At 38.0% G+C, this 24,972-nt stretch carries 25 protein-coding genes and 1 tRNA gene; 11 read left to right on the forward strand and 15 right to left on the reverse strand.

Annotated features, from left to right (window positions below; translation table 11 throughout):
• Window positions 1-17: 17 nt before the first annotated feature.
• Complete coding sequence (locus B0G92_RS00860) at window positions 18-1,481, forward strand: M56 family metallopeptidase (protein WP_101470758.1); 1,464 nt, start codon at window positions 18-20, stop codon at window positions 1,479-1,481.
• A gap of 214 nt (window positions 1,482-1,695) precedes the next feature.
• On the forward strand, window positions 1,696-2,796 hold the full coding sequence (locus B0G92_RS00865) for a DUF4407 domain-containing protein (RefSeq protein ID WP_101470759.1): 1,101 nt from the start codon (window positions 1,696-1,698) through the stop codon (window positions 2,794-2,796).
• 74 nt (window positions 2,797-2,870) lie between these two features.
• Here the strand turns inward: B0G92_RS00865 and B0G92_RS00870 are convergent, their stop codons facing one another.
• From B0G92_RS00870 to ruvC, 7 genes are read right to left on the reverse strand one after another with little or no spacing between them, the layout of a single operon-like run.
• Complete coding sequence (locus tag B0G92_RS00870) at window positions 2,871-3,293, reverse strand: 3-hydroxyacyl-ACP dehydratase FabZ family protein (RefSeq protein WP_101470760.1); 423 nt, start codon at window positions 3,291-3,293, stop codon at window positions 2,871-2,873.
• 6 nt (window positions 3,294-3,299) lie between these two features.
• Window positions 3,300-4,046 carry a PH domain-containing protein gene (locus tag B0G92_RS00875; RefSeq protein WP_101470761.1) on the reverse strand — a complete coding sequence of 249 codons (747 nt, stop codon included), beginning with the start codon at window positions 4,044-4,046 and terminating at the stop codon, window positions 3,300-3,302.
• 45 nt (window positions 4,047-4,091) lie between these two features.
• The gene (locus B0G92_RS00880) at window positions 4,092-4,463 is read right to left on the reverse strand and encodes an MmcQ/YjbR family DNA-binding protein (protein ID WP_101470762.1); all 372 of its coding nucleotides are present in this window, start codon (window positions 4,461-4,463) and stop codon (window positions 4,092-4,094) included.
• Complete coding sequence (locus tag B0G92_RS00885) at window positions 4,463-4,864, reverse strand: GNAT family N-acetyltransferase (protein ID WP_101470763.1); 402 nt, start codon at window positions 4,862-4,864, stop codon at window positions 4,463-4,465. The genes B0G92_RS00880 and B0G92_RS00885 overlap by 1 nt, the downstream gene beginning before the upstream one ends.
• Window positions 4,861-5,625, reverse strand: a complete 765-nt coding sequence (locus tag B0G92_RS00890) for a cyclase family protein (RefSeq protein WP_101470764.1) — start codon at window positions 5,623-5,625, stop codon at window positions 4,861-4,863. Before B0G92_RS00890 ends, B0G92_RS00885 begins: the two co-directional genes overlap by 4 nt.
• A 44-nt stretch (window positions 5,626-5,669) precedes the next feature.
• A complete protein-coding gene (gene hemW, locus B0G92_RS00895; protein ID WP_101470765.1) occupies window positions 5,670-6,806 on the reverse strand; it encodes a radical SAM family heme chaperone HemW in 1,137 nt (378 codons plus the stop codon).
• A gap of 24 nt (window positions 6,807-6,830) precedes the next feature.
• Window positions 6,831-7,385: a crossover junction endodeoxyribonuclease RuvC gene (gene ruvC / locus B0G92_RS00900; RefSeq protein ID WP_056072040.1), complete on the reverse strand. Its 555-nt coding sequence runs from the start codon at window positions 7,383-7,385 to the stop codon at window positions 6,831-6,833.
• Window positions 7,386-7,407: 22 nt separating this feature from the next.
• Between ruvC and B0G92_RS00905 the strand changes: the two genes are divergently transcribed.
• The gene (locus B0G92_RS00905) at window positions 7,408-8,352 is read left to right on the forward strand and encodes a lysylphosphatidylglycerol synthase domain-containing protein (protein WP_101470766.1); all 945 of its coding nucleotides are present in this window, start codon (window positions 7,408-7,410) and stop codon (window positions 8,350-8,352) included.
• Window positions 8,340-9,461: a glycosyltransferase family 2 protein gene (locus B0G92_RS00910; protein ID WP_245867651.1), complete on the forward strand. Its 1,122-nt coding sequence runs from the start codon at window positions 8,340-8,342 to the stop codon at window positions 9,459-9,461. The genes B0G92_RS00905 and B0G92_RS00910 overlap by 13 nt, the downstream gene beginning before the upstream one ends.
• A 5-nt stretch (window positions 9,462-9,466) precedes the next feature.
• Here B0G92_RS00910 and B0G92_RS00915 read toward each other — a convergent pair whose 3' ends face one another.
• Window positions 9,467-9,943 (reverse strand): hypothetical protein, encoded by a 477-nt coding sequence (locus tag B0G92_RS00915; RefSeq protein WP_056072527.1) that lies wholly within the window; start codon window positions 9,941-9,943, stop codon window positions 9,467-9,469.
• Between the two features lie 58 nt (window positions 9,944-10,001).
• On the opposite strand from B0G92_RS00915, the gene B0G92_RS00920 reads away from it, so the two are divergent.
• A complete protein-coding gene (locus B0G92_RS00920; RefSeq protein WP_101470767.1) occupies window positions 10,002-10,502 on the forward strand; it encodes a DUF456 domain-containing protein in 501 nt (166 codons plus the stop codon).
• A 168-nt stretch (window positions 10,503-10,670) separates the two neighbouring features.
• On the opposite strand, the gene B0G92_RS00925 is transcribed toward B0G92_RS00920, so the two are convergent.
• The 3 genes from B0G92_RS00925 to B0G92_RS00935 all read right to left on the reverse strand — a co-directional run bounded on the left by B0G92_RS00925 (window position 10,671) and on the right by B0G92_RS00935 (window position 12,547).
• Window positions 10,671-10,744, reverse strand: a tRNA-Asp gene (locus B0G92_RS00925).
• Window positions 10,745-10,830: 86 nt separating this feature from the next.
• A complete protein-coding gene (locus B0G92_RS00930) occupies window positions 10,831-11,757 on the reverse strand; it encodes a DUF58 domain-containing protein (RefSeq protein WP_101470768.1) in 927 nt (308 codons plus the stop codon).
• Window positions 11,758-11,974: 217 nt separating this feature from the next.
• On the reverse strand, window positions 11,975-12,547 hold the full coding sequence (locus B0G92_RS00935; RefSeq protein ID WP_101470769.1) for a DUF4082 domain-containing protein: 573 nt from the start codon (window positions 12,545-12,547) through the stop codon (window positions 11,975-11,977).
• Between the two features lie 169 nt (window positions 12,548-12,716).
• Here B0G92_RS00935 and B0G92_RS00940 point away from each other — a divergent pair, with 169 nt between their 5' ends.
• Window positions 12,717-13,424 (forward strand): LytR/AlgR family response regulator transcription factor, encoded by a 708-nt coding sequence (locus B0G92_RS00940; protein WP_101470770.1) that lies wholly within the window; start codon window positions 12,717-12,719, stop codon window positions 13,422-13,424.
• Window positions 13,421-15,409: a tetratricopeptide repeat-containing sensor histidine kinase gene (locus B0G92_RS00945; protein ID WP_101470771.1), complete on the forward strand. Its 1,989-nt coding sequence runs from the start codon at window positions 13,421-13,423 to the stop codon at window positions 15,407-15,409. The genes B0G92_RS00940 and B0G92_RS00945 overlap by 4 nt, the downstream gene beginning before the upstream one ends.
• Window positions 15,410-15,467: 58 nt before the next feature.
• On the opposite strand, the gene trxA is transcribed toward B0G92_RS00945, so the two are convergent.
• The 3 genes from trxA to B0G92_RS00960 all read right to left on the reverse strand — a co-directional run bounded on the left by trxA (window position 15,468) and on the right by B0G92_RS00960 (window position 21,031).
• On the reverse strand, window positions 15,468-15,785 hold the full coding sequence (gene trxA, locus B0G92_RS00950; RefSeq protein ID WP_056072021.1) for a thioredoxin: 318 nt from the start codon (window positions 15,783-15,785) through the stop codon (window positions 15,468-15,470).
• Between the two features lie 112 nt (window positions 15,786-15,897).
• The gene (gene dnaE / locus B0G92_RS00955; RefSeq protein ID WP_101470772.1) at window positions 15,898-20,397 is read right to left on the reverse strand and encodes a DNA polymerase III subunit alpha; all 4,500 of its coding nucleotides are present in this window, start codon (window positions 20,395-20,397) and stop codon (window positions 15,898-15,900) included.
• A gap of 166 nt (window positions 20,398-20,563) precedes the next feature.
• Window positions 20,564-21,031, reverse strand: a complete 468-nt coding sequence (locus tag B0G92_RS00960; RefSeq protein WP_056072015.1) for a DUF6252 domain-containing protein — start codon at window positions 21,029-21,031, stop codon at window positions 20,564-20,566.
• A gap of 229 nt (window positions 21,032-21,260) precedes the next feature.
• Here B0G92_RS00960 and B0G92_RS00965 point away from each other — a divergent pair, with 229 nt between their 5' ends.
• The 3 genes from B0G92_RS00965 to B0G92_RS00975 are packed head-to-tail and all read left to right on the forward strand — an operon-like array spanning window position 21,261 to window position 23,112.
• The gene (locus B0G92_RS00965) at window positions 21,261-21,833 is read left to right on the forward strand and encodes a 30S ribosomal protein S16 (protein WP_101470773.1); all 573 of its coding nucleotides are present in this window, start codon (window positions 21,261-21,263) and stop codon (window positions 21,831-21,833) included.
• Between the two features lie 13 nt (window positions 21,834-21,846).
• The gene (gene rimM / locus B0G92_RS00970; protein ID WP_101470774.1) at window positions 21,847-22,371 is read left to right on the forward strand and encodes a ribosome maturation factor RimM; all 525 of its coding nucleotides are present in this window, start codon (window positions 21,847-21,849) and stop codon (window positions 22,369-22,371) included.
• 30 nt (window positions 22,372-22,401) lie between these two features.
• A complete protein-coding gene (locus B0G92_RS00975; RefSeq protein WP_245867654.1) occupies window positions 22,402-23,112 on the forward strand; it encodes a tRNA1(Val) (adenine(37)-N6)-methyltransferase in 711 nt (236 codons plus the stop codon).
• Window positions 23,113-23,196: 84 nt separating this feature from the next.
• Here B0G92_RS00975 and B0G92_RS00980 read toward each other — a convergent pair whose 3' ends face one another.
• Window positions 23,197-23,397, reverse strand: coding sequence for a hypothetical protein (locus B0G92_RS00980; protein WP_056072002.1), 201 nt, complete (start codon window positions 23,395-23,397; stop codon window positions 23,197-23,199).
• A 338-nt stretch (window positions 23,398-23,735) separates the two neighbouring features.
• On the opposite strand from B0G92_RS00980, the gene B0G92_RS00985 reads away from it, so the two are divergent.
• The gene (locus B0G92_RS00985; protein ID WP_101471990.1) at window positions 23,736-24,914 is read left to right on the forward strand and encodes an acyl-CoA dehydrogenase family protein; all 1,179 of its coding nucleotides are present in this window, start codon (window positions 23,736-23,738) and stop codon (window positions 24,912-24,914) included.
• Window positions 24,915-24,972 lie beyond the last annotated feature (58 nt).

The raw sequence follows: 24,972 nt of genomic DNA on the forward strand, positions 1-24,972 counted from the left end.
AATCTATTTTCATTAAAATGGAAGCCTTTTTATTAAAATCAACCGCTAGCCTGATTGTACTATTAGGTATTTATCATCTTTTTTTGGAAAAAGAAAAAATGCACACGTTTAATAGGTTTTACCTTCTATTCAGCTTGTTGCTTTCTTTTACAATTCCCTTTATTACAATTGAAATAGCGGTTGAATCCTTACCAAAACCTTTGTTATTATCACAGTCAGATTCAATTCCGGTTTTGACGCAGGACAAGTCCATAGATGTAGGTGCTGCCACAGTCCAGAAAAGCGGCAAAAATTATATTCCAATCATACTTTGGAGTCTATATGCGCTAACAACATTATTTCTGGTTATCCGGTTTGGAAAAAATATTTATGACTTAATTCTAAAGGCTAAGAAAAGCCAAAAGGTAGCCTTTAATTGTTCCACATTGGTCCTATCCAAAGAAGAGCAGCTGCCGCATACGTTCCTACAATACATTTTCATAAACGAAGATGATTTTAACAGCCAAAACATACAGCAAGAACTGTATACACACGAATTGACACATGTAAGACAGAAACATACTTACGATGTCCTATTCATCGAAATATTGAAGACCCTGTTCTGGTTCAACCCCATACTGGTCTTCTATAAAAAAGCAATACAACTCAACCACGAATTTCTGGCAGACGAAAACGTGGTAGAATCGCATAAAAATGTTTCATTTTACCAAAATCTGCTTGTCGAAAAGGCATCATGGAACAGTAACTTTTACCTGGCCAGTAATTTGAATTTTTCAGTAACCAAAAAAAGATTAATTATGATGACTAAAACCACATCAAAATCAAGAGCTTTTCTTAAAAAAATAGCCTTAGTACCTGTTTTAGCAGGACTGGTATTTGCTTCCTGCATAGAAAAAACAGCCGCGAAAGACAAAGAGCAGGAAGTTTGGATAAACGGGGAGCGTGTCAAAGAAAGTGAAATGAATCAGCCAATTTCCAATTGGAAAAAAAAGCAACCCAATGAAAAAAATCAAACCAATGAGGCTGCTTATTTCGCTGGCGTAAGATTTATTATTTATAAAACCGGAACCTGGACAAAGGACAGATTGCAAGGCAAAGACATTATTTTAGACAAAACTTACGAAGAATTAACAGCAAAAGAAAAAGACCGCTTTAAACCATACCTGAGAATTCCTAAAAGTCATGTCAAGAAATCACCAACTGCGGCAGAATTAGAAGACTATAAGGATTCAAAAAAATATGCTATTTGGATTGATGATGTAAACGTAAAGAATACAGAACTGAATAAGTACAGTCCGTCTGACATTGCCTACGTCCTTGGAAGTTCTGTCATGAAAAACGCCAGAACCCAAAAACATCCGCAGCCGTTTCAATTCCATTTTTATACACACAATTATTTTGACAAAAAACAGATGGGTAAGGCTCCTGAGAAATATCCGCTGGATAAGGTTGAAATTTTTGATAAGATAATCAAGAATTGAATACTACAAATGGGAGTCTCATAAATACAAAAGGGAAAATTTGTAGTTAGTTATAATCTCCATTATAAATCCGCCAGAAGGCGGATTTTTTTTATCCCTAAGCCAAAACATATCAACATTTTATAACATTTATTGAAATTTGGCGTTACTTTTGCAGACATCATCATCAATCATATTATTGGACACGTTTCCAATATTCTAATCATCAATCATTATGTTAAAACACTTCTTTATTGTCTGCTCCGGAGTTGACAAAAAAATCATCGAAAGCTGCTCCAATGGCGAGCAAAACAAATATGCCGGAATTGGAGCCACCGTATTTTTCACAGCAGTTATGGCATTTTTCGCCAGCAGTTATGCACTCTATACCGTTTTTGACAATGTTTATACCGCCGTATTTTTTGGATTTGTATGGGGATTGTTAATTTTTAATCTGGACCGTTTTATCGTTTCTACAATTCGAAAAAGAGACAGCTTTTCTAACGAATTTATTCAGGCAACACCCAGGATTGCATTGGCTATTATTATTGCCATTGTTATCTCAAAACCTTTGGAAATCAAAATCTTTGAAAAAGAAATCGACACCGTGCTTTTGAAAGAAAAGAACGCAATGGCGTTGAATAACAAAAAAGAGGTTGCCAATTATTTCAAATCGGATCTTGAAAAAAACAAAGCCAAAATTGACAGTCTTAAATCTGAAATAACGAAAAAGGAAAAAGAAGTCAATACTTTGTATGAGACTTATATTGCGGAAGCTGAAGGAACAGCCGGAACCAAGAAACTTGGCAAAGGTCCGGTTTTTAAAGAAAAGATTGCAAAGCATGATTTGGCTAAATCAGAACTGGACACTTTAAGAAAAAACAATCTGGCCAAAATTACCGAAACAGAAAAACTATCGAAAAAACTGGAAGCCGACCAGGATAAGAAAGTAACCGAAACCCAGCCGATTATAGATGGATTTGACGGACTTATGGCAAGAATCAATGCATTGAACAAACTGCCTTGGCTGCCTTCTTTCTTTATCATGTTATTGTTTCTGGCGATTGAGACTTCACCAATTATTGCAAAACTATTGTCGCCAAAAGGAGAATACGACTTTAAGTTAGAGGATATAGAAACTGCCTTAAAAGCCACTATCAGCCAGGACAAATATCAGAGAGAGCTATTGGTGAAAACCAGCGCTCAAATGCACGATAAAGTTTATGAAGACATCGCTACTGATAAAGGATTATTTGACCTCCAACGCAAAAAGGCAAAAGAACTTTTGGAGCTACAGGCCCATAATTTTGTAGAAAAGCAAAAACGTACTTTATAATATCGATAATAAAAAATAAAAAGGCGAAGAGCATCAGATACTCTTCGCCTTTTCTATATTAAAGTGTTTTATTCCTAAATCGCTTCTTCAATTCGCATACTCATCCAGGAGCCTTCCATAACAATGTCGTCACCCACATAAGCCTTTCCGGATTGCTTGATTATTTTTTCGCTTAGTCGCAAATTCCGGATAACAAACTTTACCTGTTCGCCAAACAAAACGCCTTTTAAAAATTCTGCCGTTTCAATATAAGCCAAAGCAAAGATTCCGTTGGTAACTCCTAATAACCGAACACCGGCTCCACCACATTGCGCCATTGATTCTAACAGAATAGTCCCGGGAACATAATTAAATTCCGGGAAATTACCTTTTAAGATAAAATTCGTGTCGTCAAACTTCTTAACGCCTATGATTTGTTCTTTATCTACAGAAATAATTTCGTCAACAAATAAAAAAGGTGCCCTGTGCGGTATCAGGTTTTCAATATCCTTGCTCATGGCAGTTTACATATGGCTTAAAATTTCTTTTTTCAAGGCATCATATTCTCCCTGCATAATGAGTCCGTTGTCCAATAGCTTTTTATAATTCTGTAATTTTTCAAACAGTTCGTCCTGCGACAATTCTCCTAAAGTTTTTTCCTTTGCAACTTCAGGCTTTTCATCCGGATATTGTTTTTCATCTCGGTATCCGGATTGGGAAACAGGAATGATTTCAGCAAAATCAGTCACTTCTTCAGTTTCCATTTCTTCAATAACTTCCGGTTCTTCTACTTCAGCAAATGTTTCTGCAACGATTTCTTTTTCTTCGAATTCTTCTACTTTTGGTTCTTCAGCAAAAGCAGGCGCAACCGGACCATTTTTTAATACATCCAGTTGTTCTTTAGCAAAAGTATAGATTTTTCTTGCCTGTGTTTTTGGTATATAATCGATAGAAATGGTCAGGTCTGTTTTAGTTGTAAATGAAAATTCGGAACCTAAAATATTTTCTTTTACAAAAGTCCCAGCAATATCATCCCATGTATAATCTGTGAAATCCATTGACAATCCTAAATTTTTAGGCTTGCAGATAATAATCCTTTTGTTTGTAAGCACAATGCTGTCCGGAAAAACCGTAATGGCAGGTTTTTTTTGCACTCCTATATAGCCTATTTCCTCATTTTTCATGAGCAGATCGGTCAGTTTTGAAGTAATCTTTTCGATTGCTTTTGGGTCTTGTTCTTCGTTTAAAAACTTTTTAATTTGTTCTTTCATCTTTCAGTTGCTGAATTTGTAGACATATATCCACAAAAGTAATACCTAATTTTTTAATTCAATAATTTCAGTTTGGATTTTCTTTGTTAAGCTTTTGAAAACCAAATCATAGGAATGATCAATAAGTTCCCTTACCATCTTGTCAGTAACATCACCATGCAGAGAAACCGTATTCCAGTGGACTTTGCTCATATGATAGCCCGGCTTAATGTCGTCAAACTCGGCACGAAACTCTTCTGCCCGTTCCGGATCACATTTTAAATTGATAGATGGTGTTCCTTTTTCCCAACCACTAAGTGAGGAAAGCGCGAACATTTTTCCACCGACTTTAAAAACCAATGTGTCTTCATCAAAAGGAAAATGTTCTGTTACTCCTTTTTTAGAAAGGCAATACTCAAAATAGGCTTGTATATGCATTATCTTATTATTTTTTCCATTTGTTTTTCCGGATTGGCCAATGCTCCAAATCCAAATTTCTCATATAAAAAGTGGGCGTCTGCTGTTGCCAGTCGCCATGTCCTTACCTTGCTAAAAGCCGGCTCGCTTAATAATCTGTCCATCAACAGTGACGAATATCCTTTGCCTTGCTGTTCTTCCGCTATAAAAACATCCATAATATACGCAAAAACAACATAATCTGTCACTACTCTTGCAAATCCTATCTGCTTTCCATTGCTGTAAATCCCAAAACAATAAGAATTCTCAATAGTCGTCTTCACTTCTTCCATAGTTCTTCCTTTTGCCCAATAGGTGTTGGTGAGGAATTTATGGATAAACGAAATATCCAATTTGTCTTTGTCTGAAGAAATCCTAATCATATCTTATATAGAACAGGTTTGCTTGGACTGGCGTCATTTTCAAAAGAAGCTATTTGCAGATTAAGCAGATAACTCCCGTCTTCTACATGGTCAGGCACAAAGATTAGTTCCGTAATTGTGGCATCAAATCGGGCATCATCGTTCAAATCATAGGTGTTTTTAACATTCCAGAATGCCTTATGAGCCAACAATTTACCCTGGTCTCTTTCCTTATCAACGCTTGGCAAATCAATCAGCAGGTGTTTGATTCCTCTTTCTCTGATAAAAACTGCTGCTTTTTCATCCAGATAAGGCGGATTAGTATCGGAATATTTTCTCGAAAGCTTTTCTTCCGGATTTGGCAACGTTCTGATGACAATGGCTTCTGGAAATTTTCCTTCCAAAGCCTTTTCTATCTGGTTTTTGGTGATTACCCGGTCTTCACCACGCAATTCCGGTTCAACAGAAACTAATTCTGCCGTAAAGAAAAAGGTTTTCAGATGCCGGTTGATGCTGTAAAATTCTTTTGTAATATGCCCCAAACATTCTGTGTGTGTCCCGTGTCCGTGCGGATTAAAAAAGATATTATTGAAATTGGTAGAGGAACTTCCTTCAGAAACCTTTCCTACCCAATGACCAAAACGGACGGGTTCTATGACGGGTTTTTCTATATACCAGGCAATAGGATTTTCATCAGTATTTGTCAGGGTAATGGAAATGTCTATCGGTTTTGAAAAGTCAACTTCAAAATTTTGGTTATTATGCTGGATTGTAGCAATCATTGTCAGATGTTTTAATTAGTACAAAAACCACCTGGCTTTTGCATTTAATCATCCAAATTTATCAAAAACAAATCACTTGCAATTCCATCTGCCAAAAACTTTCCTTTTGGTGTTGTTTTCAAGATATTCTTTTCGACGGCAAGCAATCCGTCAGCAATAAACTTTTCCGATTGCTTTTGTAAATATTGCAATACTTCTTCCCCAAATTCTTTTTGAATGCGATTAAGCGAAACGCCCCAAATAGTGCGAAGACCGGTCATGATATATTCATTATAGCGGTCATTTGCGGTCAAAATCTCGACTTCACCGGGTAATTTTCCGGCTTCGATTTCTTTCAGATAGATTGGATTGTTGGCAATATTCCAGCTTCTGGAAATACCGTCATAACTATGGGCAGAAGGACCAATACCAATATATTTTTTGCCCAGCCAATAGGCCGAATTGTTTTTGGAGAAATAATCCGGCTTGCCAAAATTGGACAGTTCATAATGAATGAATCCGTGCTGCTGAAGCATTTCTACCAGGATCATAAAATGTTCCTGAGCCACTTCATCTTTGGGTTCGGAAACTTTTCCGATCTGGATTAATTTCTTTAGGGCCGTTTTGGGCTCTACCGTTAAGGCGTAGCTTGAAATATGCGGAATGCCAAAACTCAGGGCCGTTTCTATATTCTGTTTCCACATTTCATTTGTCATTCCCGGAATGCCATAAATGAGGTCGATGGAAATATTGTCGAAATAACGTGTTGCCGTTTCCAGTGATTTTTTGGCTTCTTCGGCATTATGCGCACGATTCATCATTTTCAAATCATTCTCAAAAAAAGACTGAATACCGATACTTAAACGGTTAATCCGACTGCCCGCCAACTCAACAATTCGTTCATCTGAAAGGTCATCAGGATTGGCTTCCAGAGTAATTTCCGGATTTTCTGCCACTTTAAAATTGGCATATATGGCATCAATTAAAAAATCCAGTTCCTCATCAGACAAAACCGAAGGTGTACCGCCGCCAAAATAAATGGTTTCTACGATTTCGTTTTCAAATTCCGATTTCCGCATTTGCATTTCTTTCACCAATGCCTGTACCATTTCTTCTTTCTTTTTCATAGAAGTCGAAAAATGAAAGTCGCAATAATGGCAAGCCTGTTTGCAAAAAGGGATATGGATGTAAATACCGCTCATTTTTTAGTATCGTGCAGAAATATATTATTTCCTTACTCTTTCTTCATTTTGTTTTACAAAAGCATCCCAACCCGAATAGCTTTTGGTACCGGTTGCTTTTCCGGAATTAAAAAAGTGGCATACTGCTGCTGCCAAACCGTCTGTACTGTCGAGATTTTTTGGTAATTCTTTTAATGCCAGAAGTTGCTGAAGCATTTTAGCTACCTGTTCTTTAGATGCATTACCGTTTCCTGTAATGGCCATTTTTATCTTTTTAGGTTCGTATTCCGTAATAGGAATCTGTCGCGAAAGACCTGCTGCCATGGCAACACCCTGAGCCCGTCCCAATTTCAGCATCGACTGAACGTTTTTTCCAAAAAAGGGCGCTTCGATGGCAATTTCATCCGGATGGTGGGTTTCAATTAATTCGATGGTTCTTTCAAAAATGACTTTTAGCTTGGTATAATGATCATCATATTTGCTCAATATAAGTTCATTCAATTGTAAAAACTCCATTTTTTTATTGATGACTCTTATCAATCCAAAACCCATGATGGTAGTTCCGGGATCAATTCCTAATATGATACGTTCGTTTGCCAATTTTAATTTGTTATTTTGCCGAATGATTGCAATTCCTCACAAAGCTAAACAATTCCTCGTGTTTCTGGTCAAACTTTTGATTGTTGGCGGCGCATTTTATTTTATCTGGAATCAATTGGCGCATAATGAACAGTTGGATTGGCAAAAATTTCTTGATTTACTGGACAGGAAAAAATCTTTCTGGGGCATTATTTTCTTACTATCATTCAGCTTTTTCAATCGCTATTTTGAAATCTTAAAATGGCAGAATCTTGCTCAGGTCGTTGAAAAAATTTCTATTGGCAGCGCCACAGAGCAGGTCTTAGGCGCATTGACTGCCTCCATTTTCACACCAAACGGAATTGGAGAATATGGTGCCAAAACATTATATTTCAAAAAAAAGGAAGCCAAAAGAATTGTATTTCTAAACCTGATTTGCAACGGAATCCAAATGATTCTGACCATCATTTTTGGTACGGTCGGATTGCTTTATTTCAATTATAAATTTCCAATCGTTTCCAATAAAAGCCTTTTGCTTGTCTTTGGAATAGTACTGCTTATAGTCGTCCTCCTCTTTGGCTTGAAAAAAATTACGGTTAAAGGCTACTCTCTTCATCTGCTATTTGAAAAGATAAACGAGATTCCAAAGCAAATTCATCAAAAGAATATGCTTCTGGCGGTTGGCCGTTACCTCATCTTTTCGCATCAGTATTATTTCCTGTTTCTTGCTTTTGATGTCAAGCTGCCTTATGTATTACTTATGGCAACTATTACGAGTGTCTATTTCCTGGCTTCTTCCTTACCCACATTCCAGTTTTTAGATTTTGCTGTCAAAGGAAGTGTTGCCGTCTTTTTTTTCGGATTGCTTGGCGTAAACGAATGGATTGTTGTTTTTATCAGTACCTTGATGTGGTTTTTAAATGTGGTGCTTCCTGTAGTTATAGGAAGTTATTATGTCTTTAATTTTAAGTCGAAATGGAAATCATAGCCTTTCTGTTTTTTGGAATCGTGGGTATCTATTCCGTTTTTATCATCGGACTGGCTTACGGATTCCGCAAGGTGGCTGTTTTCAAAAACAACAGCTCTGAGCCAAAATCTACCTTTTCGATTATTGTTCCTTTCAGAAATGAGGCTCAACATCTTCCCCAATTGCTGTATTCTTTCTCGCAGATGGACTACCCAAGGTCAAAATTCGAGGTTATCTTTGTAAACGATGGCTCAACAGACGATTCCGTTAGCATTATCCAGAACTTCCAGGCTTTGAGTTTCGACTACCGGATAATTGACTCCGTCCGAAAATCCGCTTCCCCAAAAAAAGACGCAATTGTAACAGCAATAAACCTCTTAGAAAACGAATGGGTTATAACTACCGATGCCGACTGTTTTGTTAGCCCAGACTGGCTAAAAACAATCGACAGCTACATTCAAAACCATAATCCTGTAATGATTGCCGGGGCAGTATCTTTTTCTGCGGATGAATCTTTCCTACAGCAATTCCAGCAATTGGATATGATTAGCCTGCAGGGAGCCACTATAGGAAGTTTCGGACTGCATAAGGCTTTTATGTGTAACGGAGCCAACCTCGCTTATAAAAAGGATTTATTTTTTGAACTCGGTGGCTTTGAAGGAAATGATGACCTTGCCAGCGGTGATGATGTTTTTGTACTGCAAAAAGCCGTGGCGAAATATCCTGAAAAAGTACAATACCTAAAATCTGAATGCAATATTGTCCTGACGGAACCTTTGGATAGCTGGAAAGCGGTTTTCCATCAACGGGTACGTTGGGCTTCAAAAACGGCATCCTATCAGAATGCTTTCGGGAAAATTCTTGCCCTTATTGTTTTTGGAGGAAATCTGGCTATTGTTGTCGGATTGCTTTTGACATTTTTGGGACTGTTTTCTTTTTGGAGCTGGTATCTGCTGTTTGCTGTAAAAATCTTTGCCGATTTCCTGTTGCTAAATCCAACCGGAAAGTTTCTAAAGCCGGAACAGGTCCGGTTTTTTCTAATCAGCAATCTGCTTTATCCTTTTTTCAGTACAACAGTTGCGCTGTATTCCCTTTTTGGAAAATACGAATGGAAAGGCAGAAAATTCTAAGCTTATTATTCTACATTGAGAATTACAGGCAAGATAAATTGCGTCTTTACCGGAATGCCTCTTTTCAAAGCGGGATTAATCTTTGGAAAATCGGTCAGACGGCTATGGAGTATGCTGTCAATTTTCACTTTATCATAGGCCAGACTATCGGACGGGAACTGTGGTTCGAACTCAATTCTTGAATCCGGATATACGGTAACCTTAACCTGTATTGTATCAATCTGTGGATATAATATTGACAACGTATCCAAATCCAGTTTCTGTTGGATGGTAACCGTTAGGAAGTCAAAAAAACACTGCTTTCGGGTTGTTTCATCCTTAATGGAATCACAAGTTGCCACCGAAGGAAATTCATCTACCTGATTCCAGTTTACTTTCTGGAGCTCCTGTTTGAGCAGTTCTTCTTCAGAAATCTTCTGATTCTGAAGATTCTGGCAAGAACACAAAAGTCCTAAAAAAAGAATTGCTGTTAGTTTTCTCATGTGATGATTGGCAGGCATTTTGTAATATTACATAATTCAAAAATAATAAATTTAATTTATGGAATATTTTTTATTGATTGCCGGATTTTTGTGCGTGATTGGAGGAATCATCGGCAGCTTCCTGCCTGTGCTTCCAGATGCTCCTCTTTCCTGGATAGGTTTGCTGCTCCTTTACTTTTGCGACGGAATTGAAACCGAATACTGGGTGTTGGGCATTACGCTTTTCATAGCCATTGTTTCCGGCATTTTGGACTATATTATTCCGGCTAAGGGAACCAAACATTTTGGCGGCAGTTCCTATGGAATCTGGGGCACCAACATAGGATTGGTTGTCGGACTGATTGCCCCTATTCCTTTTGGGTTTGTTATAGGTCCTTTTCTGGGTGCTTTTATTGGCGAAATGTTATACGATTCCAAAGACCATTCCCGTGCACTAAAAGCAGCAACCGGATCATTTATCGGATTTTTAGCTTCAACCTTTATAAAATTTGTTGTGTGTATGGGATTCCTGGGACTTTTTCTGTATAAAGTATGGGAATTTAGGGGAGTATGGTTTTAATGATAAAAGGAGGCGTTATGTAAATCAAAAAAGCCCTCCAAGTAAATGGAAAGCTTTTCATTGGTCTAACTACTAAACCTGGTACTTTCGTACCTAAACAACACAACTAATCTTAAAAACCTTTTTGGGCAAAAAAGCCTTTCTTTCGAAAGGCTTCCCCCAATTTAGCGGTCTGGACGGGACTCGAACCCGCGACCCCATGCGTGACAGGCATGTATTCTAACCAACTGAACTACCAAACCAGCGCTTAATTGCGAGTGCAAATATACCACAGTTTTTTACTTCTGCAAGCATTTTTGCAAAAAAAATCAAAACTTTTTTTATCGTTTTACCCAAACATTTGTTTTTCAACCAAATATGTAGTGAGTATTTTTTCAAAATTTTTACCCGCCGACACAGGAACATACTTGATTCTGTTCTGTGCGCAGGTCAATGACAATCGCTTAAAATAGCTTTCAGCGCGTTTTTCATACTCTTCTTTTATGTTATCTGCAAAAAGATTGACCTCTTCTCCCGATTCAACGTCTATAAATTTTCTTGGCGTATTGTCAAAATCAAAGCTTAGTTCCGTTTTGTTATCGATAACATGAAACAATACGACTTTATGCTTGTTGTGTTTTAAATGCTGTAACGCATTCAGCAACGCTTCTTCATTTCCGGGTTGAAACATGTCCGTAAACAATATAATCATGGAACGGCGGTGCATCTTTTCGGCAATCTGATGCAGGAAAGTAACCGTATCGGTGTTTTTAGACTGTTTTGGCTCTGCCAGCAATTGTTCCAGTTTATTGAGAAGCATCCGGTGATGGCGCTCGCTTCCTTTTTCCGGAGCATAATATTCATAACTGTCTGAATAGACACTCAACCCGACAGCATCCCGTTGTTTTTTGAGCAGATTCATCAATACTGCCGATGCGAGTACAGCAAATCCAATCTTGCTTTCGAAAAATTGTTGCCCATCCTGTAATTTTGGGTAATGCATGGAAGATGAATTGTCAATAATCAGGTGGCAACGGAGGTTGGTTTCTTCTTCAAAACGTTTAGTATAGAGCCTGTCAGTTTTTGCGAACAGTTTCCAATCGATATGTTTTGTACTTTCACCGGAATTATACACCTTATGTTCTGCAAATTCGGCAGAAAACCCATGAAATGGGCTTTTGTGCATTCCCGAAATAAAACCCTCGACAACCTGATTGGCTAACAGCTCCAAATGCTGGAAACTGGAAATTTTTTCTATTTGCGATTCAATCTTCATTCTTCAAATATATTGAAAGATTGACTGATTTAAAAATTTATCCCAAGACTTTGCTAAACAAAAAAAGGCCCGGATTATTATTCTCCAGACCTTTTTCAACTAATCCTAAAAACACTATAATTCATTACCGCATTGTCAACTGTTCATCTATTTTTTTGCAGTAAAAAAAAAGACCTGGCCGTAAAACACCAGGTCTTTTTCTAACTAACCCCAGAAATTATTCTGTTCTCTTAAAATCAAAACTTAAATCACCTCCATTATAATTTAAAGATACATTGGTTGGATATACCTGTGTGGCTCCATTTACCCATCTGTATTCTAAAAACTTAATATTTCCTGCTGTAATAGGATAAGTTGCATTTGTATTATCCGCCTTACTTCTTTTATACCAATCATTGGAATTCATGGTAATCATATACTTCTTGTCTTTTTCTAATGCCAAATCAGTAATAGGATGTGTAACAAGAGTATTTGCAGTTGCTACATTTACGGTTTCGGTTTTTAAAACTTCTTTCGTTGTATAATCCCAGATTGTAACTTTCAATGCCGGGTTTGCATCTGGCATTTTAACCGTTATCGCTTTCATCACTCCTTTTACATTTGGAGAAAATGCCAATCCAAATTCATAGCTGCCTGAATTAATAAAATTGCTCGTAGTTGTAAATCCTGCCTGTGTATGATAAGATTCCAATGGATTTTCAACAGGATAAGATGGTTTGCTATCGTCACTGCTGCAAGAGATTGCTAAAATTGCCAATAAAGCTCCTGATAAGATTTTAATCGTTTTCATTTCTCTAATTTTTTGTTGTTATTTTTTACTCATTTGGTTGGGACAAAGTTGCAGACATCATCAGGCTAAAAAAACAGGAAATAGACCAATAACATTTTAAATAGACCAATAACATTTTTCTTAATAAATGTTAAATTTTTTATCTATATTTGAGTAAATCCTACCGGATATGGAAAAGTTAAAATGCATCATAGTCGATGATGACGAAATAGACAGACTTACGGTGCTTTCGTTTGCGAAACGGTTTGAAAACCTTTCCATTTTGGGCGTTTTTGATAACGCCGACGAGGCACTCGCTTTTATGGAAAACAACAAACCGGACATTTTGTTTCTGGATATTGATATGCCCGGCATGAATGGTGTGGAATTGCGAAAAAAAGCTTTAGAAGTTTCCGCCTGTATTTTCATCACTTCACACCCGGAATTTGCCGTAGAAAGCTTTGAACTTGACACTTTAGATTTTATCGTCAAGCCTTTAAAATTTGACCGCTTTGCCCAGACCATGCGCCGCATTGAGGAATTCATGGAAATAAAGCATAAAGCCTCCTTATTTGAATCGAGCATAGGTGGTGATGTGATTTATATAAAAGAAGGACACGACCAGACCAAAGTCAAGCTACATGACATCTTATATCTTGAAGCCCTAAAAGACTACACGCTGATTATTACTTCTAAAAAAAGGCATTGTGTACTGTCAAGCATAGGAGTGTTGCTTAAAGAATCCCATTTTCAATCTTTTATAAGAATACACAGGAGTTTTGCCGTACAAAAACAATTCATAGAAAAAATCAACACCCAGGAAATCCTGCTCAGCAATGGAGCCATGATTCCTGTGGGAAGGAGCTTTAAAGAAAACATCAATATACTGCTATCATGAAAAAGGCATTCTTATTTTTAGTATTCTGCTTGTTCTCTACTGCACTATCTGCCCAAAAGCAAGGACAGATGCTGATTGATTCGTTGGAAACAGCCCTAAAAAACACCAAAGACAAAAAAACAATTGTCATTATCAAAAACAAGCTAAGCCAGGAATATTCAAGGGTGGACCCGGAAAAAGGAAAGCAACTGGCAAAAAGCGCCATTGAAATGGCAGAAACTATTGATTTTAAAAATGGTCTGGCCGAAGGCTACCGTTGCCTGGGAATTAATACAACTGATTCTACAGCGATTAATTTTTACCGAAAAGGTCTAGCATTTGCCAAAGAAACTAAAGACAAGCAGGTATTGAGTGTTTTGTACCGGAATATAGCCGTTTATTATATCTATAGAAATGATTACAAAAACGGACTCGACTATAGTTTCAAATCGCTTAAACTAAGTGAGGAATTAGGCAAAAACGAAGAAATTGCCGGCACTTATATCAACATCGGGTTTATATACAACGACCTGAAAGACCGGAAAAAAGCACTGGAATATTTCAAAAAAGCATTGGATATAAACAAGAAGTTCAACAATCCGACGATGAAAGCTGTGATTCTTGAAAATATTGGCGTATTATACAATAACGAAGGTAAAAACGAACTAGCGGTTTCCTACCTTAATCAGGCGCTGGAAATCAACCGAAAAAACAACAACCTGAATTTTGTAGCTACAAATCTTGGGACGTTAGGAAGTGCCTATTTGGAATTAAAAAAATATGACCTGGCCGAAAGCCATATCAAGGAAGCATTAAAAATCAGCAAGGAGTTAAAAATTCGCAGAGTCATGTCCTACAACCTGCAAAATCTTTCCATGATTTACATGGACAAGTATGCAGACCCAAAAAACAACTCCTTTTACAAAAGCAGACCCGTGGCAGATACTTCCTTACTGATGCTGAAAGAAGCGGTAATTTACGACCAGGAAAGCAACGACATCAAATCACTTTCAACCGATTTTAAACAGATTGCCTCGTTGTATGAGGAATTGGGCGATTCAAAAAACGCACTTCTTTATTTCAAAAAATTCAACACCTATAAAGATTCCATCTATCAGACTGACACAAAAGAAACCGTAAAAAACCTGGAAGACCAACGGACAATTGAACTAAAAAACAAGGAAATCCAGTTCAATAAGCTCAAAATTGAGAGTAAGGAAAAACAGAAATGGTATTTTATACTGGGTCTCATCCTATTGGGAATTATAGGGATACTGTTGTTCTACCAAAGCCGGAACCGCAAAAGAAGTAATGAAAAATTACAGCAACTGAATAACGAATTGGATTTGGCCAATAAAACAAAATCCCGCTTTTTCAGTATCCTCAACCACGATTTGAGAAGTCCTGTGTCGAGTCTGATTCATTTTCTCCATCTGCAAAAAGAGAGTCCCGAATTGCTGGATGCTGAAAGCAAAAAAAGAATGGAAGACAAAACAATCAATTCTGCCGAAAACCTGCTTAATTCCATGGAAGACTTATTGCTTTGGAGCAAAGGCCAAATGGAAAACTTCAAACCTCAGCCTAAAACCATTAGTGTAGGTTCGTTATTTGAAGACACTCGAAAACATTTTTCAGGACAAGAGAAGATTGACATTCTGTTTGAAGACCCGCAAGGATTAGTACTAAATACTGATGAAAATTACCTGAAAACAATTATCCGAAATCTGACCGGAAATGCCATCAAAGCTTTGGAAAAAACCAATAATGCTAAAATAATCTGGAAAGCATGGCAGGAAAACGGGATAAAACACCTTTCCATAACAGATAATGGCCCGGGTGGCACTCAGGAACAATTTAAAGCCTTATATGACGATAAAGAAGTTGTTGGAATTAAGACGGGATTAGGCCTGCATTTGATACGCGATCTGGCTAAGGCCATTGACTGCAAGATTGACATACAAACACAGCCTAACCAGGGGACTGCTTTTATACTGACATTAAAATAAAAAACCCTTCCAGAACTTTGGGGGTCCTGGAAGGGCGTATTAAAATATAATCTCTCGATTATAACAATGCGTCAATTGCGTCTGTGTAGCTTTGTTTCGGCGCTACGCCTACTTGTCTTCCCACTACTTCTCCATTTTGGAAAACCAATACTGTTGGAATATTTCTCACGCCATACTTAGCAGCAAACTCCTGGTTTGCATCTACGTCAACTTTTCCAACAACAGCTTTCCCATCATATTCAGTACTGATTTGGTCGATGATTGGACCAACCATTCTACAAGGTCCACACCATGCTGCCCAAAAATCCACTAAAACGGGTTTATCTGATTTTAATACAATTTCTTCGAAAGTTGCATCAGTTATTGCTTGTGCCATATTTTTTGTTCTTTAATTTTACATTACAAAATTAGTTATTTTATCTGTAATGTTTGTTAATTGAAAATTAGTTTTGGTTATAAAGATATTGTCAATTTCTATCTCAAAAAAGTTAATTTAATTTGAAGTTGACTTGTAATTTTTCTAATTCACGCAATAATTCACCACAAATATTCACTTTTAATTTCCTGCTTGGCATAGAAAGATAGGTAATTACTTTGGTTTCTTCTACAACTGCCGGAACATTCAATTCCATCTCTTCTGCATTTTCCATATCAGGAATTGCTTCGATTTCATCCGCATTTGTTTCTACTGCAACAGGTACTTCTTTTGTAATCTTTTCGGTCTCCATTACTTCAAAAGTCACATTATTTTCTCCCCTGTTAGCCTGAAAAATATGACTTAGCTTTGTAATCATTTCAGAATGCAGCTCACGGATGTTCATCTGGATAATAAGCTTTTTCGCAAAAGTAGTCAACACATCCTGTAGATACTGGATTCCTATGAACTGGATTCTTGGCTCGCCTTTTTTCCCTGTTTCCGCATTGGCCCAGCCTTCACGCACCAGAATTTTCATATAGGTAAAATTATTCTGTATGAGGAAATGACGAAATTTAAGGTACTCCTCTCCAAATATTCTGAATTCTGCCGATTCATCATAGCCTTCCAATACAAACGAGGCCCAGCCTTTTCCGTTTTTGGCAACCCTATGCTGTACATCGGTTATAATTCCTCCAACTGTCAGGTTCTTATTGACATGTGCCTCCAGATTCTTCAATGCGTCCAGTTTGGCATTACAGAAATATTTCATTTCAAAACGGTAATCATCAAGAGGATGTCCGGAAATATAAATTCCAACTACTTCTTTTTCTTTTGCCAGTTTTTCCATCGTACTCCAGTCTTCACAAGGCGGTATGACCGGTTCCGGAATCTGCACGTCGCTTGTTTCTCCAAAAAGACTTACTTGCGAAGAGTTTTCATTTTCCTGAAATTTTGAACCGTAGCGCATGGCCTTTTCCAAAAACGTAATTCCATCGCCTTCATCATGGAAATATTGGGCACGATGTGCCGTAAAGCAATCGAATCCTCCTGCAAGAGCCAGGTTTTCAAATGCTTTTTTGTTGGCGGCACGCAAATCAATACGTTTTGCCAAATCAAAAATCGATTTGTATTTTCCTTCTTTTCTGTTTTCTACAATAGTCTGTACGGCTCCCATTCCAACACCCTTAATGGCTCCCATTCCAAAACGGACAGCATAATTTTCATTTACCGTAAACTTATAGAACGATTCATTAACATCGGGCCCCAGAACCTGCAATCCCATACGTTTACATTCTTCCATGAAAAACGAAACCTGTTTGATATCGTTCATGTTGTTGGAAAGCACCGCCGCCATATATTCTGCCGGATAATGTGCTTTTAAGTAAGCCGTCTGGTAGGCAATCCAGGCATAGCAAGTGGAGTGTGATTTATTAAACGCATATTGTGCAAAGGCTTCCCAGTCTTTCCATATTTTTTCAAGCTTATCTGCCGGATGGCCATTAGCAACTGCCTGGTCAATGAATTTGGATTTCATCTTATCCAGAACGTCTTTCTGCTTTTTACCCATTGCCTTACGCAAGACGTCGGCATCACCTTTGGAAAAGTTCGCCAGCTTTTGCGACAAAAGCATTACCTGCTCCTGATATACCGTAATTCCATAGGTATCTTTCAGGTATTCTTCGCAGGCTTCAAGGTCATAGACGATTTCTTCTTCCCCATTTTTTCTTCGTACGAAACTCGGAATATATTCCAATGGTCCCGGACGATACAATGCGTTCATCGCAATCAAATCACCAAAAACCGTTGGCTTCAGGTCTTTCATGTATTTCTGCATACCAACCGATTCGTATTGGAAAATCCCAACCGTTTCTCCTCTTTGGAAAAGCTCATACGTCTTGACATCATCAATCGGGAAAGCATCGGGATCCAGTTCAATTCCCGTTCTGTATTTTACCAGTTTTACGGTATCTTTTATAAGTGTCAGGGTCTTCAGACCCAGAAAGTCCATTTTTAGCAGACCTGCACTTTCTACTACTGAGTTATCAAATTGCGTTACATACAAATCCGAATCTTTTGCCGTAGAAACCGGGACGAAATTTGTAATATCGTCTGGCGTGATGATAACACCACAGGCATGGATTCCCGTATTTCGGAGATTTCCTTCCAATAATTTTGCCTGAGTAATTGCTTCCCCACCCAAATCTCCTGCATTTGCAAGCGCTATAAGTTCCTGTACTTTATCAAATTCTTCGGCACGAAGCGCCTTTTTAAGCTGTTCGTTATCAAAAGTAAATATCTTCGCCAGATTGAGGTTCATCGGGATAAGCTTGGCAATCTTATCCGCTTCAAACAGCGGTAAATCCAAAACACGGGCCGTATCCCTGATTGAAGATTTTGCCGCCATGGTTCCATAAGTAATAATCTGTGCTACCTGATTGGAACCGTATTTATTGATAACATAATCCATTACACGACCACGTCCTTCGTCATCAAAATCGATATCGATATCGGGCATGGACACACGATCCGGATTTAGAAAACGCTCAAAAAGCAAATCGTAAAGCATCGGGTCGATATTGGTAATTCCCAAACAGTAAGCCACAACAGAACCCGCTGCCGAACCACGGCCAGGACCTACAGAAACATCCAGCTTTCTCGCTTCGGCAATAAAATCCTGTACAATCAGGAAGTAACCCGGATAACCCGTCTTTTCAATCGTCTGTAATTCAAAATCCAGACGCTCCTGGATTTCAGGTGTTATTTCCTTGTATCTTCTCTTGGCTCCTTCATAAGTAAGGTGTTTGAGATAGAGATTTTCACCTCTTTTACCTCCGTCGATTTCATCTTCAGGAACAATGAATTGTTCAGGAATATCAAATTTTGGAAGCAGTACTTCGCGTGCCAAATCGAATATTTCTATTTTTTCGACTATTTCCTGAATATTGTATATGGCTTCCGGGAGATCAGCAAAAAGCGCCTTCATTTCTTCTCCCGACTTAAAATAATATTCTTTATTAGGCATTCCATATCGGTAGCCGCGACCGCGTCCTACCGGTGTGGATTGTTTTTCACCGTCACGGACACAAAGAAGGATATCATGTGCATTGGCATCTTCCTTGTCGATATAGAAAATGTTATTGGTTGCCACTAATTTCAGGTCGTGTTTTCTCGCTAAAGAAATCAAAGTAGTATTTACACGATTTTCATCTTCCTGATTGTGGCGCATCAACTCAATGTAACAATCTTCTCCAAATTCCTGTTTCCACCAAAGCAAAGCTTCTTCTGCCTGATGTTCACCAATATTCAGAATCTTGCTCGGTATTTCGCCATAAAGGTTACCCGACAAGACAATTATATCTTCTTTGTATTGTTTTATGACTTCTTTATCTATCCTTGGCACATAATAAAAACCTTTGGTATAGGCTATCGAAGACATTTTGGCCAGGTTATGATAACCGTTTTTATTCTTTGCCAGCAAAACGACCTGATAGCCATTATCTTTTCGGGTACGGTCGAGGTGATCTTCACAGACAAAAAACTCGCAACCCACTATTGGTTTCATCAAAACCTCTGTTGGTTCTTCACCATTATCAATGAGCGATTGGTTTTTTGCTTTTGCGGCTTTATTATGGTTCAGTACGTCACGTACAAAATGGAAAGCTCCCATTAAGTTAGCATGGTCTGTCATGGCGACGGCCGGCATTTTATGCTTAGCCGCAGCCTTAACCAGGTCGCCAATACTAATCGTGGATTGTAATACAGAAAACTGCGTATGGTTGTGCAGATGTACGAAATCAACATCTGTTAAAGAAATAGTGTTTTCTGCCGTCTGCTTTTTCTGGGCCTCATCAGTAGCTTTTTGCAAACGGGCACGCACTTCATCAGATGCCTGTTTCAGGTTGATGTGCTTTAATCCGATGAGCTGAATCTCTTTCGGATTGTTTTCATTGAACCTTCTAAAATAATCTGCCGGTACGTCAAGCTGTTCTTTCGTAAAAGCCTCTCTTCTGATTAATTCCAGGAAACAACGTGTTGTCGCTTCAACGTCAGCAGTTGCGTTGTGTGCTTCAGCAAAAGGCTGATTGAACAAAAACTGATGCAATTCCGTCAGTGTTGGCAGTTTGAATTTTCCTCCTCTTCCTCCCGGTAATTTTAAAAGTTCTGCCGTATATTCTGTACAGGTATCTAATACGGGCATTTCTGCCATTTTAGATGCTACTCCAAAACGGTAAAATTCGCAGCCCATGATATTGACATCAAAGCCAACGTTTTGCCCGACAATAAATTTCGATTTTGAAAGCGCAATATTAAACTTCTCAAGTACCTCAGAAAGCCCGATTCCTCTTTCTGCCGCCAGTTCTGTAGAAATTCCGTGGATTCTTTCCGCATCATAGGGAATATTAAAACCTTCCGGCTTCACAAGGTAATCCTGGCTTTCAATCAGATTTCCCATTTCATCATGCAACTGCCAGGCTATCTGAATACAGCGAGGCCAATTGTTTGTATCTGTTATGGGAGCATCCCAACGCTTTGGCAATCCGGTTGTTTCGGTATCGAATATTAAGTACATGGCTAATTGTTAAGGTTTTATATTTTTGAAAAATCCCAAAAACGCAGATTACAAAAATACGTTATTTTAGGGTTTGGACAATAGTGCTTATCCATGAATCTTTTTCTAAAAACTTAAAACAAAAAATCCCGGCCGAGGCCAGGATTTATATTCTGTAAATTATTTTTTATGGTGCGGTTTGGATTGGCACTCTGTAGAAATGACCTTCCTGATAATTCACTACCGGCGCTCCAATAGGATCTGCCGTTGTTGAAGGTGCATTAAAATAAAAAGTTCCCGTAACGGTTCCTTCCGGACTTTGTTCAATCTTGATTTGACCATCTCCTACTCCTGTTCCTGTAGCATATACAGAAGTAACACCGTCTGCCTCATAAGTATAGGTCGCTTTGTTTGCGCTGTTTACTCCCAAAGTGTAAGTTCCCGGCGCAATAGATGCCGTAGTAAGAGTTAGCGTTTCAAATGGTGTATTTCCATAAACGGTCAACACTCCTCCTGTAATCGTAGCATAGGAACTTGAAGCCCTCCATCGAACATTGTCTTTTTTACCCTGAACGGATGGATTATTGAAAGTAGCATCGTCTTCACAAGAAATAAAAACAGCCACAAGCATTAAAAGCGATAAGATCTTTTTCATATTTATTATTGATAGATATGGATAATCATTTTTACATCGACAAAAATAGTTTTTTATAGCATATATGCTAATGAAAATTAAAAAAATAACATCAAAATCGTAAAACGTCCGGATTTCAAAATTTAAAAAACGACAAATTTCAAACACGGAATAATTTGTATTACAAACTTTTGTATATTTGCACCCTTAATTAACAGAGGTCGTGTACCTCAATTTAATCATTTAGATTATGTCTGTAAAAATTAGATTACAAAGACACGGTAAAAAAGGAAAACCTTTTTACTGGGTAGTAGCGGCAGATGCACGCTCAAAAAGAGATGGTAAATTCCTTGAAAAAATCGGAACTTACAATCCAACTACTAACCCTGCAACTATCGATTTGAATCTTGATAGTGCTGTTAAATGGTTGCACAATGGTGCTCAGCCAACTGACACTGCGAGAGCTATCCTTTCTTACAAAGGAGCTTTATTGAAGCACCACCTTGACGGAGGAGTTCGTAAAGGAGCTTTAACTCAAGAGCAAGCTGATGAGAAACTAGCTAAATGGCTGGATGAAAAAGCTGGAAAAGTAAACGCGAAAAAAGACAACCTTTCTACTTCTAAAGCAGACGCAAAAGCTAAAGCTCTTGCTGCTGAGAAAAAAGTAAACGAGGATCGTATCGCTGCTGCTAAGCAAGCTGAACTTGAAGCTGCTAAAGCTGAAGAGGAAGCTGCTGTTGTTGAAGAAGAAGTTACTGAAGTTGAAGCATCAACTGAAGAAACTCCTGCTGCAGAAGAAAACAACGAAGAAACTCAAGCTTAATTTTGATGCGATAATGCGTAAAGAAGAGTGTTTCTATTTAGGTAAAATCGCAAAAAAATTCAGTTTTAAAGGTGAAGTCCTTGTTTATTTAGACACTGACGAACCTGAGTTATACGAAAATCTGGAATCAGTGTTTGTCGAATGCGGCAAACATCTGGTTCCTTTTTTTATTGAAAACAGTTCACTTCATAAAAACGACCTGCTTAGGGTACGTTTTGAAGACATCAATACAGAAGATGCAGCCGATGAGCTTATCGGGAATGCGATTTATCTTCCTTTAGAAATGTTGCCAAAACTGGAAGGCAACAAATTTTATTTCCACGAAGTGATTGGCTTTGAAATAGAAGACAAACGCTTAGGTGTAGTTGGAAAAATACAATCCATTAATGATTCAACAGCCCAGCCGCTATTTGAAGTTCTTAATGGCGATACTGAAATTCTGATTCCGATGATTGACCATTTCCTGGTTTCAATCGACCGCGATAACAAAAAAGTAATTATGGACCTGCCGGAAGGACTAATTGAAATGTATCTCTAATCATTTCGGTCTATATCTTAACTCCTCACAATGCCTTTCCAATTCAAACAATTTTCAGTAGAGCAAGACCGTTGTGCCATGAAAATAGGAACCGACGGTGTATTACTAGGCGCATGGGCTCCCATTGAACACAATCCATTTAATGTTTTGGATATTGGAACAGGCACCGGAATCATTTCCCTGATGATTGCCCAAAGAAGCCATGCTGAGCAGATTGATGCCTTTGAAATCGATGAAGATGCTTATGAACAGGCTGTAGAGAATTTCGAAAATTCTCCCTGGTCCGACCGATTGTTTTGTTTTCATGCCGCATTGGACGAATTTATGGAAGAACCGGAGGACGAATATGACCTGATTGTTTCAAATCCGCCATTTTATACGGAAGATTATTCTTCAGGAAATGATCAGCGTGATTTGGCACGTTTTGCCGATGCCCTTCCCTTTGAAGATTTAGCCCAAGCTGGCGGTTTTTTACTTTCCCAGAATGGAATTTTTGCCGTTATCTTACCTTATAAGGAAGAAGAAAAATTTATTGCCTTGGTAAGGGATTTTGATTTATTTCCTGTAAAAATTACCCGTGTAAAAGGAACCCCAACTTCAGAAATCAAAAGAAGCCTGTTGGCTTTTAGCAAGCATCAGGTAGAAAATTTTCCAATTGACGAATTGGTTATTGAAATCTCCCGCCACAACTACACTCCGGAATACATCCATCTTACAAAAGATTTTTATTTAAAAATGTAATCCCTTCTTTTGAAAAGCAGGTAAAAATAAAAAAGTCTATTACTCAAAATAAGTAATAGACTAATGTATACTGTTGTTTCTTTGCTATGAATCCTGAGGGCAAAGGAGCTTTGTCAAAACCTCGCAGCTATCTGCGTGTCCAACAACTATATTTCCGGTTCCCGGACAAACGCATGCGATAATATCATTACCGCCTCCTCTGATTGCTCCGTTACCTTTAATGGTTTTCTGTTCACCGTTGCTTAACTTGTGAACTCCTTCTAATTTCAAAATGTTTTCTAACATAATCTGTAGGTTTAAAAATTATGAAAATCGACCCAATCACTTAAAGACATTTGGGCTTTATGTCTTTTATCTTAAGATATTCATTCTCTGCATGTTCAAAATCAAATTGTAAGATAAATTTACCGAAAAATAATTTACCGGAGATGGATTCTTTTAAATTTATCTAAGATTTTTTATCAAAAACGCAATTATCTGAAGCTTTCTTAAAAATTACAGCAACACTTTCTAACATTTGCTGATTGTTTTGTTGCAATTCTTTATGTAAGTTTGCAAACGTTTTCGGAATAAAACAAAAAACAGTAAAAACAGATAGCCCGGCTATCGAAATGATAAAAATAATGAGACCCGATCTTTTCCAAGCTCCAGATTATTACCTTTTAGACGAATTATTGTCTGACGAACACAAAATGGTACGCGACGCTGCCCGCGAATGGGTAAAACGTGAAGTATCTCCAATCATTGAAGAGTATGCTCAAAAAGCAGAATTTCCGAACCAAATCATTAATGGTTTGGCAGAAATTGGTGCTTTTGGCCCATACATTCCAGAAGAATACGGTGGTGCTGGCTTGGACCAGATTTCGTATGGCTTGATTATGCAGGAAATTGAAAGAGGTGATTCCGGTGTTCGCTCTACTGCTTCAGTACAATCTTCGTTGGTTATGTATCCTATTTGGAAATACGGAAATGAGGAGCAAAGAATGAAATATTTACCAAAACTGGCTTCCGGTAAATTTATCGGATGTTTCGGTCTTACGGAACCTGATTTCGGTTCAAACCCGGGCGGAATGGTTACCAATTTCAAAGACAAGGGTGACCATTATTTATTGAATGGTGCTAAAATGTGGATATCGAATGCTCCTTTTGCTGATATCGCAGTAGTTTGGGCGAAAGATGAATCCGGCAGAATACACGGTTTAATTGTGGAAAGAGGCATGGAAGGATTTACAACTCCTGAAACACACAACAAATGGTCACTTCGTGCTTCTGCGACAGGCGAATTGATTTTTGACAATGTAAAGGTTCCTAAAGAAAATTTACTGCCTAATAAATCTGGTCTTGGAGCTCCACTAGGATGTCTCGATTCTGCACGTTACGGTATTGCATGGGGTGCTATAGGTGCTGCAATGGACTGTTATGATACGGCTCTTCGCTATGCAAAAGAAAGAATCCAGTTTGATAAGCCAATCGCAGGAACTCAATTACAGCAAAAGAAACTGGCTGAAATGATTACTGAAATAACAAAAGCTCAATTATTAACCTGGAGATTAGGTGTTTTGAGAAATGAAGGAAAAGCAACTTCGGCACAAATCTCTATGGCGAAAAGAAATAATGTGGACATGGCAATCAATATTGCCAGAGAAGCAAGACAAATTCTGGGCGGTATGGGTATTACAGGCGAGTATTCAATTATGAGACACATGATGAATTTAGAATCTGTTATTACTTATGAAGGAACCCATGATATTCACTTATTAATTACAGGAATGGACATTACCGGAATTCCTGCATTTAAATAGTAAACAAATATTAAAGTATCTTAAAAAGCTTCTCTATAACGGGAAGCTTTTTTACATT

Source organism: Flavobacterium lindanitolerans, assembly GCF_002846575.1.
Classification (GTDB): Bacteria; Bacteroidota; Bacteroidia; order Flavobacteriales; family Flavobacteriaceae; genus Flavobacterium; species Flavobacterium lindanitolerans.